A 14,545-nucleotide genomic window follows, 5' to 3' on the forward strand; every position below is an offset into this window, starting at 1 on the left:
TGGCCAAGAATACGGCCCAAGATAAGGATGGTATGGGGATGTCCCGATCACAGCTCGTTGCTGAACATCTGCCGCTGTTGCGGCGCTATGCCCGTGCGCTGACCGGAAACCAGGCCTCGGGCGATGCCTATGTCGCCGCCATGCTGGAGGCGCTGCTCCAAGATGCCTCGCTGCTGGATGAGCGCTACGGCCCGCGCGCCGGGCTGTTCAAGCTGTTCACCCAGATATGGAATTCGGTCTCGCTCAACGACAATCCCGACATCGCGACGCTGGCGCTGCCGCCGGAGCGCCGGCTGTCGAACATCACGCCGCTGCCGCGACAGGCGTTCCTGCTGCTGTCGCTCGAAGGCTTCTCTGAAGAGGAGGTAGCGTTCATTCTCAATACCGATATCGCCGAGACCCGGCAGTTGACGGATGCCGCCGGCCGCGAGATGGCGGCGGAAATCGCCACCGACGTGCTGATCATCGAGGACGAGACCTTCATTGCGATGGACCTTGAGAGCCTTGTGAAGAACCTCGGCCATAACGTGATCGGCGTCGCGCGCACCCATGCCGATGCGGTGGCGTTGGCGAAAAACAAGAAGCCCGGCCTGATCCTCGCCGACATCCAGCTCGCCGACGGCTCGTCGGGCCTGGATGCGGTCAACGAATTGCTGCGCGTGTTCGAGGTGCCCGTGGTGTTCATCACCGCTTACCCAGAACGCTTCCTGACCGGCGAGCGCCCGGAGCCCGCGTTCCTGATCTCCAAGCCGTTCCAGCCCGCGATGGTTTCGGCGGTGGCGAGCCAGGCGCTGTTCTTCCAGCGCAACTCGCGCAACCGCGCGCCGCGGGCCGCCACGGGCTGATCAAGGTGGCGTAGCGTAGAGTTGAATGGTCCGGCGCGTCCCACGCCACGCGCCGGATTTTCGCGGCATCAAACCGCAAGCGAATCGATGGCGCGGGTTGGAAATGAAGCGAATTTTCTCGAATCGAGCGGATCTGGCGCGGCCGCGCAGAACCTGCTCATAAACCTTGGTATAGCCGCTCCATCCGTTTCGATGTGAGCCATTAACCTCAGTACAATTGAGCGTGGCGCGGAGGGACCCTAAGGTCGGCGTGTCGAGGCAGGATGCGCATTTATCGAATTGCTCGGCGCATCGTCATTCTCCTCCCGGTCGCCGGCGCCGCCTGCCTCGGCTCCTCGGTCAATGTCGGCACCGCACCCGCGCGGGCAAAGCCTGAGCGTATACTTCTCGTGACCTGCGTATCGTTTGAATAAGAGGTCAGTGTCTGATGTCACCGCCTGCGAGAATTGCGCTCTTTATTGATGGCGCCAACCTGTACTCGACCGCCAGGGCGCTTGGTTTCGACGTCGACTACCGGCGTCTGCTCAAGGAATTCCAGGACCGCGGCGCGCTGCTGCGCGCTTTCTATTACACGACCATCATCGAGGATCAGGAATATACATCGATCCGCCCACTGATCGATTGGCTCGACTATAACGGCTACACCGTCGTCACCAAGCTCACCAAGGAATTCATCGACTCCAGCGGGCGCCGCAAGGTGAAGGGCAGCATGAATATCGAGCTTGCTGTCAATGCGATGGAGCTCGCCGATCATATCGATGCCATGTTTCTCTTCTCGGGCGACGGGGATTTCCGCCCGCTCCTGGAAGCGGTGCAGCGCCGCGGCGTGCACGTCACCGTGGTCTCCACGCTGGTCAGCCAGCCGCCGATGGTGGCTGACGAACTGCGCCGGCAAGCCGACACCTTCCTCGATCTCGCCGATTTGAAATCAAAGCTCGGGCGCGATCCGTCCGAGCGGCCGCCGGCACGCGATGTCCGCCAGCAATCGCCGCAATTCTTGCGTGCCACGGTCAATGGAAATGGCCTGGTGAAATGATTTCCGATTGACCTTGATCTCCAGGCGCGCGGCGAACTTGCTCGCAGCGCCGTGTGAACCAGTTCACGTCGTCGTTGCCGAGCTTGCGGTATCATCGTCATGACACGGAGACGACGCCGCCAGACGGGCGGCACAAGTTCGCGGCCAGGCACCTCCCCCTGGCTCGGGCCACCAGCTTCGATTGGTAAGCTGGTCGGACTGATCCGGCGCGTCCCACCTAGCGCGCCGGATTTTTTTTGGAAGCATTGCGCAAGACAATGAGCGCATTGCTTGTTGAACTGTGTTCCGCGCCCGCTGTTTCATATCCGCCGGTCTGGCTGCCCGTCGGCGTCATCATCGCGATGGGCTTCTTCTCCGCCTCCAGCACCATGGTGAAGACGCACGGCGCGGCATCGCGGTGATGCTCAGCGTTGCCTGCATGCAGACGCTCCCCGGCATCATCGTCGGTGCGTTCGAGCCGCTCGCGAGCGGCGCGCGGAAGACGCCTATGCGCGCTGTTCGGCACCACGCTGACGTCAAGTGAGGAGATGAAGGCGGCTGGGCGGTCGCGACTAGGCTGACTCGACAAAAAAGCAGGGCGCGACCGGCATCACCACGGTCGCGCCCTACGTCGCCGGTCAATGGGGCAGGGGGAATAACCGGCTGCCGGGATGACTCCGAGCCCCCCGGAGTCGTTCCATGGTGCCGCAAATATTTTTGGTACACGGTTAAGTGATCGATAAGCGTCGGACCTACGGCTACTTGCTTCGGGTTGTGTCCGTGATCGCCATGGGGCGAGGGACAAAACCGTCATGTCACAGATTTTCAAAGCAATTTTAGCCGTTCTCGCCGTTTTCGCGACATTTGGCGCGGTCCAGCTCGCCTCCGGTCATGATCTCACCAGCCGGCTGCAACTCGCCGCGGCCCCGCTGGCAACGGATGTGAACCGCGGCTCCAAGGCCGACCGTGCAGCGCTGCGAGCCGCGCCGGGCGAGACCGAGACGATTACGATCCGGGCCGTTGGCCTTGAGGACACGTCGGTGGTCGTTCGTGTGCCCGTCGTCAAAGAGGAGGCGCGGAACCGCCCCGCACCGCCGCCAGCGGCGCCGGCGGCCAAGCCCGACAAATCGAAGACCGCGATCGCCTGCGAGCCGCCGGTCAGCATGTTGACCGAAGTAGCCAAACTGCTTCAGCCCGGCCGCTGCGTGACCTGATCCGCGCGCGAGCCATCCTATCCGCCTATCCGCCGAGCGATATCTGGCGAGTGGGCAAAGGTCCAATAGCGTCGTGCCTATCATCTCTCATCGAGCGTGTTTTGCGATGGTGGATACGCTGTCGCTTTGCCAACCCTGCAAATTACTTCTGATTTTCAGAAATCGTGTCAAGCCCGCAAATCAAAAATATTCCGCTTTCGTTCGCACCCAAATCAGTCGCATAACTCCGCCGGTCTCACCGCAGATGAGGGGCGCTCGCGAACGTCACGAACGCGCGGTGAGATGCGATGGACGCGGATGGCGCGAGAGACGTTGCGCGCGGTAAGCGTACGGCGAAGTCGTGTGGTTCGGACGCCGCGGTGCTGGCGTTAAGTTGCGTGGAACTATTCACGCAGCGACGGAGGCAAAAGAGCCGTTCTCCGGGGAGAGCACGAAGTAAGCCGTAAAGCCATTGCGCAGGGAAGGCCGGGATGCTCCCGCTGTACCTGTATGCTCGTGTGCGTTCTTTTTATGCGCAATTGCACACGAGACCGCGGGTGCGGCGCGCACCCGGTCTTCCCTGCGCCCTCTGATTTTTCACGGGGGCGGTGAATGAAGCAAATCCTCGGGCGCAACGGCGTTGCGGGAGGATTTCGGCCGTTTGAAATTTGAAGCGAGCGCGCGGCAGATTCGCCTTCGCCCTGCGAACGCAGGGACCCATACGCCGCGGGCTGGCGTAAGCGGCACGCGGGGAGACGGCTTTGCTTCAACGGATTCGAGCGGTGGTTATGGGTCCCTGCGTTCGCAGGGACGACGAGTGGACGGGGTTCGCCCTACTCCGCCGGCGCCTCGCCGCTGCTTGCGTTGGCGCGGCTCGCGAGAAATCCCAGCGCCAGCCCGCCGACTGCGAGAATCGGGATCAATCGCTTGACGCCGATGGCGCGGATCACCTGGATGCCGGTCGCAACCAGCATCGGATCGGACAGCACGGTCTGCGCGGCAGACTTTGCCGCCTTCGCCGCCTGTGCAGCGCGCGCCTCCATCTGCCTCTTGCGCGCCATGTAGCTGCCGGCTGCGATCAAGGTGACGACGAAGAAGATGGCCGCCCCGGTCAGGCAAGCCTGCACAGGGCCGTACCTCTCCAGCACGAACACGAAGGCCGCCGCGCACAGAAACGCCGCCGTGACCAACAACGCAATGGCAGCCGCCGCCGCCAGCGAGGTCAGCCGCAGCGTATTGCCGGTCGATTCTTTGAAATCATCGATCAATCGCTGAAACATGGCCACGCCTCGATCTGAAAACAGCGTCAACGAAACAAACCGCGACGCGCCACGTTGCGCCACCGCCTGGCGCGCCGCCACGCGCCATTGCTGCCCCCGCCATGCGCCGCCTGCGCCAAATCTGCCTGCGCCAAGTCTACCTGCGGCAAGTCTACCTGCGCCAAGTCACGCCGATCAAAAAGCCGATCCCCAGCGCCAGGGCCACCGTTGCCAGCGGCCGCTGCGTGATGGCGTCCTCCAGGGTCTCCTCGATCGAGGTGGCCGCGTCATGGGCGGCCTCCATCATGGCGCCGCCGCGCTCCGACATGTCATCGACCGCCTGTTCGGCATTGGCGCGCGCCTGCCTATAGCCGCGCCGCGCCTGCTTCGTGGCGGTGCCGGCAAAACTGTTCAGCGCGTCGGTGATCTGCTCGGTCAGGGCTGCAATATCGTTTTTCACGGCGGTTACATCCTTTTGCAGGCGTTCGTAGGTCGCTTTGTCCGTCAGATTTTTTGTTGCGGCATCAGACATCGAAAGCTCCCGGGTACCGAATTTATCTGCGGAACAAACGCTTCGTGGAATGGGAAGTTCCCCGGCCTAGTCCTCCGGCAGTTGCGGCGAATCCGGCGGCGCCAGATGCTCCTTGACGATCAGTGCGACAATCAGCAGCGGCGAGGACAGGAATGCGCCCATCGGGCCCCACAACCAGGTCCAGAACGCCAGCGCCAAGAAAACCGCGAGCGCGTTCAGCGCCAGCCGGTGCCCGACGATCGTCGGCGTCAGGAAATGGCCTTCCAGGAAGGTCATCACGCCAAACATCGCGGATGCGAGCAGGCCGGCGCCAAGCGTCGGAAACGTGACGATGCCGACGATGACCAGGACCGCGAACATGGCCACCGGGCCGATGATCGGAATGAAATTGAGGATCGCGGCCAGCGCGCCAAGGCTGGCCGGGTTCGGCATGCCGGTGACCGCGCAGATCAGGCCGGTGGCGATGCCGACGCCGACGTTGATCGTGGTCACCATCAACAGGTAACCGCCGAGATGCTCCTCGATCTCGTTGAGAATTCGCAGCGTCCGCAGCCGCCATTCGCGCTCGCCGAAATTCAGGATAAGGGCGCGGCGCAGGTCGCGCCAGCTCGCGATGAACAGGATCAGGGTGGCGATGAACAGCAGGAATTCGGCAAAGGTCGGCGACAGGAATTCCAGCGTCGGTTGCACCCAGCCGATCTTGGGCAGATGCAATGTCGTCAGCGTGCCCGGCCCGCCGAGCGTGCTCTGCAGCTCCTGCCAGAGCGCGAGCGGCCGGTCGAACACGTGCAGCTTCTCACGCAAGATCGTCCCCAGCTCCGGAAGCTTGCCGCTCCATTCGATCGCGGGCGAGGCGATCAGGCCGACCATGAAAGCGGCGGCGGCGCTGGCGGCAGCCACGATCAGCACGGCGGCAACCGGCCGCGGAATCCGCCAGCGTTCGAGGAAGCTAGCCGCCGGCGACAGCATGGTGCCGATGATGAAGGCCATCGTGACCGGGAGAAAGAACGCCTTGGCGAGATAGAGAGCGGCGATGATGCAGATAATCAGCAAGCCGATGAGGGCGATGGCCACCACTTCAGTGCGGCGGATGACCGGCGGCAATTCGAGTTTGCTGTCGGCGACCGGCGTGCCTTCCCGCTCATGGGCAAGCTGACGTTCACTGGGCAAATGTTTTGTCGGCGGCGGCTTGGCGGGCAAAGGCTTGCTGGGAATGACGCTCACAATGATTTTCCCTCGCCCGAAGCGGCGATGACACGGCAATGGCGACGTCGCAAAGCGGACTGCAATCATAACGTGGCGCGCAGTTTCGGGTTCCAATTGCGCAAGGCGTGCGCCTGTCGTGCGTGGTGCAATGCGTCGGCTGTGGGAACTTTCGGACGTGCAGCCGCGTTTGTCGAAGCAGAGCATCCTGCGATGCACATTTCCCACGGGGCAGTCCCATGACACAGTCCTCCGATCGCCGGCCTTCGTCGCGCGCGGCAAGCGCGCTCGTTCTGATCAGCGCGGTCTTGCTGGCGCCGGCAATGCTTGCGAGCGCTGCGAATGCGCAGACGCAGCGCTATGCTTCCATCCAGCCGAGTGCGTATCCCGCCGATGAGGTGATCGGCTCCGACGAGGGTGCGACGCCTGAGCGGCTTCGCCGCGCTGTCGTCGCCTTTGGCACAGCCGAGGCGCCGGGCACCATCATCATCGATACCGGCAACACCACGCTGTATTACGTGCTCGGCCAGGGGCGGGCGATCAGGTACGGCGTCGGCGTCGGCCGCGAAGGCTTTACCTGGTCCGGGGTGCCAACCATCAGCCGCAAGGCGGAATGGCCGGACTGGTATCCACCCAGCCAGATGATCGCGCGTCAGCCCTATCTGCCGCGCTTCATGGCCGGCGGGCCCGGCAATCCGCTCGGCGCGCGGGCGATGTATCTCGGCACCAGCCAGTACCGCATCCACGGCACCAACGATCCCTCGACGATCGGAAAATTCGTCTCGTCGGGCTGCATCCGCCTGACCAATGAGGACGTTATCGACCTGTTCAACCGGGTCGATGTCGGCACCAAGGTGGTGGTGCTGCCGAAGAATGCGCCGGTCATGGCGCGCGGCGGGGATGGCAGGACGGCTCGTCCGGTCGGTACGGCGCCTCGCCCGGCCATTGTCGCGCCGTCGGGCCGCCAAGCGATGAACCTTATTGCGCCGCAAGTGAATTGAGCGATGCGTTGCGTGGGAAGGAGACGCTCGATGGGGTTGGGAAAACTGGCTGCATGCGGGGCAGTCGCACTGATGTGCGCCTCATTGCTGGCATCGGCCGCGCAGGCGCAGGACTTTTTCTCGCAACTGTTCGGCGGCTTCGCCCGTCCGCGCCATCAGCCCTATATCCAGATGCCGTTCGCGGGCGACGATGGCCGGGTGTACACGCCGCGCGGCGAGGGCCGCGCACGTTATTCCGGCGGAGGCGGCGGCCAAGCGTATTGCGTGCGGACCTGCGATGGACGCTATTTCCCGGTCACGGCCTCGGACAATGCGAGCCGCGTCGCCTCCTGCAACAAGCTCTGCCCTGCAAGCGAGACGAAGGTGTTCTCCGGCAGCAATATCGACGACGCGACCGCCGACAATGGCAAATCCTATTCGGACCTGCCGAACGCGTTCAAATACCGCAACGAACTCGTCAGCGGCTGCACCTGCAACGGCAAGGACCCGGTCGGGCTGGCACAGGTCAAGATCGAGAACGACCCGACCTTGCGCAAGGGCGACATTGTCGCCGGCGAAAATGGGCTGTTGGTCGCCGGCCGCAGCGGCGACAAGCGCGGCGCCGAAGTGAATTTCTCGCCGGCGTCAGACAAGGTCCGCGCCAAATATGGCCGCGTGCCTGTTGTGGCGAGGGAGTGATCGCAGGTCGTCAAGCCCGGGCATGACGAGCGGTTATGCCGCGCGGATTTTGCCGAGGAACGTGGTTGCCTGATTGCCCAGTTGCTGGCTCTGCGTTTCCAGCGTCTGCGAAGCCTGCTTCACATCCTCGGCGGCGGCTGCCGCCGTGTCTGCATCGGCTTTCACGCCGGTGATGTTGTCGGACACGTTCTTGGTGCCCTGCGCCGCAAATTGCGTCGAGCGCGTGATCTCCTGCGTGGCGGCACCTTGCTGATGCACTGCGGCGGCAATCGCGGTCGCGACCTCGCACCATGCCTTCGAACTCGCCGACATAGCTTTCGATCGCCTGCTGCCGCGCCATCGCGCCGGCGTTGCGTTCGCGCTCCTGCGCCTCGATCCGGGCTTTGTCGGCGGCCTGCTGCTTGAAGGTCTCGATCGCGCCGGCCAGCGCGCCGATTTCATCATGGCGCGCGGCGTGGCCGGTATCGACCTGGAGGTCGCCAGCCGCGACCTTCAGCATCGCATCGCGCATGGTGTGCAGCGGTTTGATGGCACGCCGGGTGACGATCACCATCGCGCCGAACGCAAGCTCCAGCGCGCCGGTCAGCAATACGCGTTGCATCACGAGCGACGTCCGCGCGGTGGAGTACAGGTGCGCGGCATGCTCAGGAACGAGCGTCTGCTGCTGCGTGAATTCAATGCCGCCCAGCAGACCGAGCGCGTTGCCCATCGCCGGCATTTCGGTGTCACGGATGTTGCGCAGATACTTTTCGATGTCGGCGTCCATCGGCGCATCGGAATTCAGCAGCCGGTTGGTCGGCGGTCGGTGCGCAGGTTGTGCATCGCCTTGAAGATGTTCGCGGAGGCATCGGCAATGACCGCAATGCGGCTCGCCGCCTGCAGGCGGCCCCAGGAATCCCAGGCGTTGAGCGAGAATCCGATCACCACGCAGAACGAGGTGACGAGGATGACGATTTTCGGCAGCGCGGGATACGGTCAAACGGTTGAACATAATGCTCCCCCGAGGCGTCGCGGCCATTTGGAGGGAAACCGGCAATACTTAGTTCAGCGAGAACCGCGTGGTAATACGAGGATTCATTGAAATGACTGCGATTTTCCGAGCGGCCCCTTTGGTTCCTCGCCGCGGAACCCGGGGGGCCTGTTCACGTTAACCAAGCACTACCGATGCATTTTTCCCGCCAATGCCGAGGGGGCTCCGCATGCTCGTCAGCGTACTCATCACGTTTCTGGTCGTTATCCTCGTCCTCTATCTCATCAATCTGCTGCCGCTCGATAGTCGCGCCAAGCAGATCGCCCGCGTCGTCGTGATCATCCTCGGCGTGATCTCGCTGTTGAGATACATCGCGGTGATTTAGCTGCGGTCAGCACGAAAAAGCCCCGGCGCAGCCGGGGCTTCTCTTGCTCGCAATGCACGGTGCGAGCTATTTCAAGGTATTGAACCAGTCGTCCACGTCCTTGCGGACTTGGTCCTTGGCAAAGCCGTAGCGCTGCTGCAGCTTGCCTTCGAGCTGTTCGCGGCGGCCCTCGATGACGTTGAGGTCGTCGTCCGTCAGCTTGCCCCACTTCTCCTTGGCGGAACCCTTGAACTGCTTCCAGTTGCCTTCAACCCTGTTCCAATCCATCGCCATCTCCTCCTGTTGTTGAGATGACGATCAACAACGATCCGCGCCGGTCGTTCCCAAGGGAACCGCGGCATCATGCCATGGCTCAGCCGGCCGCCTTCGCCTCGCGGCGGCGCGCGGTGAGGATGTATTCGGTGTAACCGTTCGGCTGCTCGCGGCCCTTGAAGATCAAGTCGCAGGCGGCCTGGAACGCAACGCCGTCGAACGAAGGCGCCATCGGCTTGTAGAGCGGGTCGCCGGCATTCTGCTTGTCGACGACGACCGCCATGCGCTTCAGCGATTCCATCACCTGTTCTCTGGTGACGACGCCATGTGCGAGCCAGTTCGCCAGATGCTGGCTGGAGATGCGCAAGGTGGCGCGGTCTTCCATCAGGCCGACATCGTGGATGTCAGGCACCTTGGAGCAGCCGACGCCCTGGTCGATCCAGCGCACGACGTAGCCGAGGATGCCCTGGCAATTGTTGTCGATCTCCTGTTTCACGTCGTCAGGCGCCCAGTTCGACTGCGACACTGGAATGGTGAGGATGTCGGAAAGCTTTGCGCGCTGGCCGCCCTTGGCGAGCTCCTGCTGGCGCGCGATCACGTTGACCTGGTGATAGTGCAGCGCATGCAGCGTGGCGGCGGTCGGCGAGGGCACCCAGGCGGTGGTAGCACCGGCCTGCGGATGACCGAGCTTCTGGGTCAGCATGTCAGCCATCTTGTCGGGCGCCGCCCACATGCCCTTGCCGATCTGGGCATGGCCGGGCAGGCCGTCGATCAGGCCCATGTCGACGTTCCAGTCTTCATAGGCCTTGATCCAGGGCTGCGCCTTCATGTCGTTCTTGCGGATCATCGGACCCGCTTCCATCGAGGTGTGGATCTCGTCGCCGGTGCGGTCGAGGAAGCCGGTGTTGATGAAGCAGATGCGCTTGGACGCATTCTGGATGCAGGCCTTGAGGTTGACCGTGGTGCGGCGCTCCTCGTCCATGATGCCGACCTTCATGGTGTTCGCGGGCAGGCCGAGCAGCTTCTCCACTTCGCTAAACAGTTCGCAGGTCAGCGCGACCTCGTCGGGACCGTGCATCTTCGGCTTGACGATATAGACCGAGCCGGTGCGGCTATTCCTGACCTTCGAATTGCCCTTGAGGTCGTGGATCGCGAGCAGGCCGGCGACGGCGGCGTCGAGCAGGCCTTCCGGAATCTCCTCGCCGTTTTCGTCGAGCACCGCGTCGGTGAACATGTGATGGCCGACGTTGCGCATCAAGAGCAGGCTGCGCCCGTGCAGGGTAAGGTCCTTGCCGTCCGGCGTCTTGTAGACGCGATCGGGGTTAAGCGAACGCTTAACCGTCTTGCCGCCCTTTTCGAAATCGGCCGAGAGCGTGCCGTTCATCAGGCCGAGCGTGTTGCGATAGACCAATACCTTGTCTTCGGCATCGACGGCGGCAACCGAGTCCTCCATGTCGAGAATGGTCGAGACCGCCGCTTCCAGGATCATGTCGGCAACGCCCGCCGGATCGTCCTTGCCGATCGGATGGTTACGGTCGATCTTGACCTCGACATGCATACCGTTGTTGACGAGCAGGACCGCGGAAGGCTGAGCGGCATCGCCCTGGAAGCCGGCGAACTGCGCGGCTGATTTCAGCGCGGTGGCATTGCCGCTCTTGAGCTTCACCGCGAGTTGGCCGGCGATCACGCTGTAGGACGTCACGTCGGTATGGCTGCCGGTCGCGAGCGGTACGGCGGCGTCGAGGAAGGCCTTGGCTTTGGCGATGACCTTGTCGCCGCGCGCCTTGTTGTAGCCCCGGCCAGTCTCGCTCGCATCATGCGGAATCGCATCGGTGCCGTAGAAGGCATCGTAGAGCGAGCCCCAGCGCGCATTCGCCGCGTTCAGCGCGTAGCGGGCATTGGTCAGGGGAACGACGAGCTGCGGACCGCAGATCTTGCCGATCTCCTCGTCGACATTCGATGTCTCGACCTTCTGCGTGGCCGGTTCGGGGAGGAGATAGCCGATCTCCCTGAGGAAGGCCGTATAGGCATTCACGTCGAACGCCTTGCCCTTGTTGGTGCGGTGCCAGTCGTCGATCTTGGCCTGCAGCGCGTCGCGAAAGGCAAGCAGCTCGCGATTCTTCGGTCCAAGCTTTTTGACGATGGCCGCAAGGCCGGCCCAGAATGCATCGGGCGCAATCCCGGTTTTGGGGGTCGCCTCTTTGGCGATGAAATCGAACAGGACAGGAGCGATCTTCAATCCGTGGGCGTCGACACGATTCATGATGGGCTTTCTCAAGAGAAATGGCGTTTGCGGGCTGTTTTCCGGTGAAAAGCAGCAGAAAACGCCCCAAAGGGGCGGCATTGGCCGCCCTTTTAGCCCTAAAGCCGGGTCGATGAGAAGGCCCCAAAAAGCCTAGATGTTGGCCGCCAGATCGGCGACTTCGTCGAACAGGATGCCGGTCTCGGCCAGCATTCGCTCGATCTCGTCGGTCGCGTCCGACACCGTGCGTGCAGAGGTATCGATGCGCAGCTCGGCCTGCGCCGGAGGCTGGTAGTCGTTGCCGATTCCGGTGAATGCCTGCAGCGTGCCGGCGCGCGCCTTGGCGTAGTGGCCCTTGGGATCGCGGCTCTCGCAGACTTCGGCCGGCGTCGCGACATAGATCTCACGGAAGGATGTGTCGGCGATACGGCGCGCCGCCGCGCGATCGTCCGCCGAGGGCGAGACCGCGGCGACGACGGCGATGTGTCCGTTGCGCGCCAGATGAGTTGCAACTTCCGCCAGCCGGCGGATGTTTTCCGTGCGGTCCTGCGCGGAGAAACCAAGATCACCATTGAGACCGGCGCGCAGTGTGTCGCCGTCGAGCAGGATCGGCGAGCCGCCGCGGGAGAACAGCCGCCGTTCCAGTGCGCGCGCGAGTGTTGATTTGCCCGAACCCGGCAGGCCGGTCAGCCAGATTACCGCGCCGTTATGGCGATAGCGCGCAGAACGCTCTTCAGGCCGCAATGCGGATTCGACCGGTACGATGTCGATCGGGACGGCGCGTGCGCCGGCGTCGACCGACAGCACAAGGCCGCCACCGGCGATGCGGCCGTTGACCTCGATCACCAGCCGCCCGGTGCGCGGATTGTCCTGATAGGGATCGGCCGCAATCGGCTGTGCCAGCGAGATGTCGATTTCGCCAACATGATTGCGCGCGATCGCCTTGGTCTCCTCGTTGGAGAGTTCGCCGGGGTCGACCGCCTTTTCGATCGCGACCACGCTGGCGCGGGTTTCCCGCGTGCCGAGGCGGATCAGGATCTGATCGCCCTTCGACAGCGGCTTTTCATGCAGCCAGAAGATCCGCGCGCGAACGCGCCGCGTGTCGCGCGGAGTGGCGCCGGCATGGGCAATGACATCGCCGCGTTCAATGAACAATTCGCGGTCGAGCGTGATGCCGACCGAACGGCCGGCACCGTGGCTGCCGTTGAGCGGCGTCACCGGCCAGCTCTCGACGCTCTTGATCTTCGCGATCTTGCCGGCGGGCATGATAACGATCTCGTCGCCGGCTGCGAGATGACCGGACTCGATGCGGCCGGCCACGATGCGGCGGTCGTCGAATTTATAGATCGCCTGCACCGGCAGGCGCAGCGCCAATTGCTCCAGCGGTCGTGCCGGTTCGAGCGCGTCGAGCGCCTCGACGACGGTCGGCCCCTGATACCAGCCGATGCGCGGCGTGTGTTCGGCAACACCGTCGCCGTCGCGTGCGGAAATCGGGATTACGGCTGACGGCGTCACGCCGAGGCCGGTCAGATGCGCCGAGATCTCCTCGCTGATCTCTTTGAAGCGCTCGGCGCTGAAATCGACGCGGTCCATCTTATTGACGACGATGGCGACCTGCTTGATGCCCAGTAGGTGCAGCAGATAGCCGTGCCGCCGGGTCTGATCGCGCACGCCTTCCAGCGCGTCGATGATCAGCACCGCGCCATCGGCCTGCGAGGCGCCAGTGATCATGTTGCGCAGGAACTCGGCATGGCCGGGCGCGTCGATCAGCACGACGTCGCGCGAGCGGGTGCGAAAGCGGATTTGCGTGGTGTCGATGGTGATACCCTGGTCGCGTTCGGTCTGCAGCGCATCGAGCAGGAACGACCATTCGAACGGCATGCCGCGCCGCGCGCTGACCGCCTTGAGCATCTCCAGCTTGCCCTCGGGCAGGCTGCCGGTCTCGTGCAGCAGGCGGCCGACGAGCGTGGACTTGCCATGGTCGACATGGCCGACGATGACGATGCGGACCTGCGGGCGGGTGGTGCCGTTCGGCGTTGCCGAAACGCTGGCGGGAAGGATCATGTTCATAGCGACGCTCACACCAAATGTTCGTCAGAGATAGCCGGCGACGCGCAGCCGCTCGAAAGCGTCTTCGGTCTCGTGATCCAGCGCGCGGCCGGCGCGCTCCGGCACCTTGGTGCCGTCGAGTTCGGTCAGGATCTCATCGATGCTGGAGGCGGTGGAGGCGACCGGGAAGGTGATGTCGGCATCGCCGAGCGAACGATAACGCTTGCCATCCTTCGAAAGATACAGCGGGATGATCGGAATATTCTCGCGCTTGGTGTAGGCCCAGATGTCTGCCTCGGTCCAATGCAGGATCGGATGGATGCGCAAGTGCGCGCCCGGCGGCACTGACGCGTTGAACTGATCCCAGAATTCAGGCGGCTGATCGCGCACGTCCCAGCCGCCTTCGAGGCCGCGCGGCGAGAATACGCGCTCCTTGGCACGCGTGGCTTCCTCGTCGCGGCGAATGCCGGCGATCAATCCGTCGAAGCCGTATTTGTTAAGCGCCCACTTGAGTCCCTCGGTCTTGCGCGCAGCCGAGCGTGCGGCCGGCGGCAAGGTCGGATCGACGGCGTCGATCGGTGGGCAGGGCTCGACCTTGAGATCGAGCTCCCATTCCTTTCCGTAGTGATCGCGAAACGCGTACATCTCGGGAAATTTTTTGCCGGTGTCGACGTGCAACGCCGGAAACGGCACGCGGCCGAAGAAGGCCTTGCGCGCCAGCCAGATCATCACGTTGGAGTCCTTGCCCAGCGACCACAGCAGCGCGAGCTTTTTCAGCCGTGCGAACGCCTCGCGCAGAATGTAGATGCTCTGCGCCTCGAGTTCGTCGAGATGGTCCATCGAGGGCGGCGGCAGGGGGTGGCCGTTAAAAATGTTCGGCACAGATGATGCTTGGTGCAGGGCTGCGGGCCGTGATCTCTG

The 14,545-nt window shown here is 63.5% G+C and carries 15 protein-coding genes and 1 pseudogene; 6 read left to right on the top strand and 10 right to left on the bottom strand.

Translation table 11 applies throughout. The features are described from left to right. Positions 1 to 38 precede the first annotated feature (38 nt). Together HCN50_RS11145 and HCN50_RS11150 are read left to right on the top strand one after the other, a co-directional pair. Positions 39 to 845, top strand: a complete 807-nt coding sequence (locus tag HCN50_RS11145) for a response regulator (protein WP_171709689.1) — start codon at positions 39 to 41, stop codon at positions 843 to 845. A gap of 427 nt (positions 846 to 1,272) precedes the next feature. Next, positions 1,273 to 1,881 carry a LabA-like NYN domain-containing protein gene (locus tag HCN50_RS11150; protein ID WP_171709690.1) on the top strand — a complete coding sequence of 203 codons (609 nt, stop codon included), beginning with the start codon at positions 1,273 to 1,275 and terminating at the stop codon, positions 1,879 to 1,881. 217 nt (positions 1,882 to 2,098) lie between these two features. Here the strand turns inward: HCN50_RS11150 and HCN50_RS11155 are convergent, their stop codons facing one another. Further along, the gene (locus tag HCN50_RS11155) at positions 2,099 to 2,389 is read right to left on the bottom strand and encodes a hypothetical protein (RefSeq protein WP_171709691.1); all 291 of its coding nucleotides are present in this window, start codon (positions 2,387 to 2,389) and stop codon (positions 2,099 to 2,101) included. A gap of 283 nt (positions 2,390 to 2,672) precedes the next feature. Between HCN50_RS11155 and HCN50_RS11160 the strand changes: the two genes are divergently transcribed. Beyond that, positions 2,673 to 3,074, top strand: coding sequence for a hypothetical protein (locus HCN50_RS11160; RefSeq protein WP_171709692.1), 402 nt, complete (start codon positions 2,673 to 2,675; stop codon positions 3,072 to 3,074). Positions 3,075 to 3,886: 812 nt separating this feature from the next. Here the strand turns inward: HCN50_RS11160 and HCN50_RS11165 are convergent. From HCN50_RS11165 to HCN50_RS11175, 3 genes are all read right to left on the bottom strand, one after another. After that, the gene (locus HCN50_RS11165) at positions 3,887 to 4,333 is read right to left on the bottom strand and encodes a hypothetical protein (RefSeq protein WP_171709693.1); all 447 of its coding nucleotides are present in this window, start codon (positions 4,331 to 4,333) and stop codon (positions 3,887 to 3,889) included. Between the two features lie 151 nt (positions 4,334 to 4,484). Then, the gene (locus tag HCN50_RS11170) at positions 4,485 to 4,844 is read right to left on the bottom strand and encodes an ElaB/YgaM/YqjD family protein (RefSeq protein ID WP_171709694.1); all 360 of its coding nucleotides are present in this window, start codon (positions 4,842 to 4,844) and stop codon (positions 4,485 to 4,487) included. Between the two features lie 66 nt (positions 4,845 to 4,910). Continuing rightward, a complete protein-coding gene (locus HCN50_RS11175) occupies positions 4,911 to 6,014 on the bottom strand; it encodes an AI-2E family transporter (RefSeq protein WP_235976932.1) in 1,104 nt (367 codons plus the stop codon). A 272-nt stretch (positions 6,015 to 6,286) separates the two neighbouring features. On the opposite strand from HCN50_RS11175, the gene HCN50_RS11180 reads away from it, so the two are divergent. Together HCN50_RS11180 and HCN50_RS11185 are read left to right on the top strand one after the other, a co-directional pair. After that, a complete protein-coding gene (locus HCN50_RS11180) occupies positions 6,287 to 7,048 on the top strand; it encodes a L,D-transpeptidase (RefSeq protein WP_171709696.1) in 762 nt (253 codons plus the stop codon). Between the two features lie 30 nt (positions 7,049 to 7,078). After that, positions 7,079 to 7,726: a DUF2865 domain-containing protein gene (locus tag HCN50_RS11185; RefSeq protein WP_171709697.1), complete on the top strand. Its 648-nt coding sequence runs from the start codon at positions 7,079 to 7,081 to the stop codon at positions 7,724 to 7,726. A 33-nt stretch (positions 7,727 to 7,759) separates the two neighbouring features. On the opposite strand, the pseudogene HCN50_RS34755 reads toward HCN50_RS11185, so the two are convergent. Next, positions 7,760 to 8,372: pseudogene (locus tag HCN50_RS34755) on the bottom strand (HAMP domain-containing protein); the annotation flags it as partial. A gap of 134 nt (positions 8,373 to 8,506) precedes the next feature. After that, complete coding sequence (locus HCN50_RS34760) at positions 8,507 to 8,650, bottom strand: hypothetical protein (protein ID WP_376700276.1); 144 nt, start codon at positions 8,648 to 8,650, stop codon at positions 8,507 to 8,509. A gap of 275 nt (positions 8,651 to 8,925) precedes the next feature. Here HCN50_RS34760 and HCN50_RS11195 point away from each other — a divergent pair, with 275 nt between their 5' ends. After that, entirely contained in the window at positions 8,926 to 9,081 is a 156-nt protein-coding gene (locus tag HCN50_RS11195) for a Thivi_2564 family membrane protein (RefSeq protein WP_171709698.1), read from the top strand. Positions 9,082 to 9,147: 66 nt separating this feature from the next. Here the strand turns inward: HCN50_RS11195 and HCN50_RS11200 are convergent, their stop codons facing one another. The 4 genes from HCN50_RS11200 to cysD form a co-directional block, all read right to left on the bottom strand. Then, on the bottom strand, positions 9,148 to 9,348 hold the full coding sequence (locus HCN50_RS11200) for a CsbD family protein (RefSeq protein WP_171709699.1): 201 nt from the start codon (positions 9,346 to 9,348) through the stop codon (positions 9,148 to 9,150). 85 nt (positions 9,349 to 9,433) lie between these two features. Next, on the bottom strand, positions 9,434 to 11,596 hold the full coding sequence (locus tag HCN50_RS11205) for a malate synthase G (RefSeq protein ID WP_171709700.1): 2,163 nt from the start codon (positions 11,594 to 11,596) through the stop codon (positions 9,434 to 9,436). Between the two features lie 132 nt (positions 11,597 to 11,728). Beyond that, positions 11,729 to 13,645 (bottom strand): adenylyl-sulfate kinase, encoded by a 1,917-nt coding sequence (gene cysC, locus HCN50_RS11210; protein ID WP_171709701.1) that lies wholly within the window; start codon positions 13,643 to 13,645, stop codon positions 11,729 to 11,731. A 24-nt stretch (positions 13,646 to 13,669) separates the two neighbouring features. Beyond that, a complete protein-coding gene (cysD, locus tag HCN50_RS11215) occupies positions 13,670 to 14,464 on the bottom strand; it encodes a sulfate adenylyltransferase subunit CysD (RefSeq protein ID WP_171709984.1) in 795 nt (264 codons plus the stop codon). Between the last annotated feature and the right edge of the window lie 81 nt (positions 14,465 to 14,545).

The organism is Bradyrhizobium archetypum, assembly GCF_013114835.1.
GTDB classification, from domain to species: Bacteria; Pseudomonadota; Alphaproteobacteria; order Rhizobiales; family Xanthobacteraceae; genus Bradyrhizobium; species Bradyrhizobium archetypum.

Excerpts from the sequence above, each read along its gene's own strand:
- HCN50_RS11145 (WP_171709689.1), top strand. The coding sequence starts at position 39 with ATGTCCCGATCACAGCTCGTTGCTGAACATCTGCCGCTGTTGCGGCGC.
- HCN50_RS11150 (WP_171709690.1), top strand. The coding sequence starts at position 1,273 with ATGTCACCGCCTGCGAGAATTGCGCTCTTTATTGATGGCGCCAACCTG.
- HCN50_RS11160 (WP_171709692.1), top strand. The coding sequence starts at position 2,673 with ATGTCACAGATTTTCAAAGCAATTTTAGCCGTTCTCGCCGTTTTCGCG.
- HCN50_RS11165 (WP_171709693.1), bottom strand. The coding sequence starts at position 4,333 with ATGTTTCAGCGATTGATCGATGATTTCAAAGAATCGACCGGCAATACG.
- HCN50_RS11170 (WP_171709694.1), bottom strand. The coding sequence starts at position 4,844 with ATGTCTGATGCCGCAACAAAAAATCTGACGGACAAAGCGACCTACGAA.
- HCN50_RS11180 (WP_171709696.1), top strand. The coding sequence starts at position 6,287 with ATGACACAGTCCTCCGATCGCCGGCCTTCGTCGCGCGCGGCAAGCGCG.
- HCN50_RS11185 (WP_171709697.1), top strand. The coding sequence starts at position 7,079 with ATGGGGTTGGGAAAACTGGCTGCATGCGGGGCAGTCGCACTGATGTGC.
- HCN50_RS11195 (WP_171709698.1), top strand. The coding sequence starts at position 8,926 with ATGCTCGTCAGCGTACTCATCACGTTTCTGGTCGTTATCCTCGTCCTC.
- HCN50_RS11200 (WP_171709699.1), bottom strand. The coding sequence starts at position 9,348 with ATGGATTGGAACAGGGTTGAAGGCAACTGGAAGCAGTTCAAGGGTTCC.
- HCN50_RS11205 (WP_171709700.1), bottom strand. The coding sequence starts at position 11,596 with ATGAATCGTGTCGACGCCCACGGATTGAAGATCGCTCCTGTCCTGTTC.
- cysC (WP_171709701.1), bottom strand. The coding sequence starts at position 13,645 with ATGAACATGATCCTTCCCGCCAGCGTTTCGGCAACGCCGAACGGCACC.
- cysD (WP_171709984.1), bottom strand. The coding sequence starts at position 14,464 with ATGGACCATCTCGACGAACTCGAGGCGCAGAGCATCTACATTCTGCGC.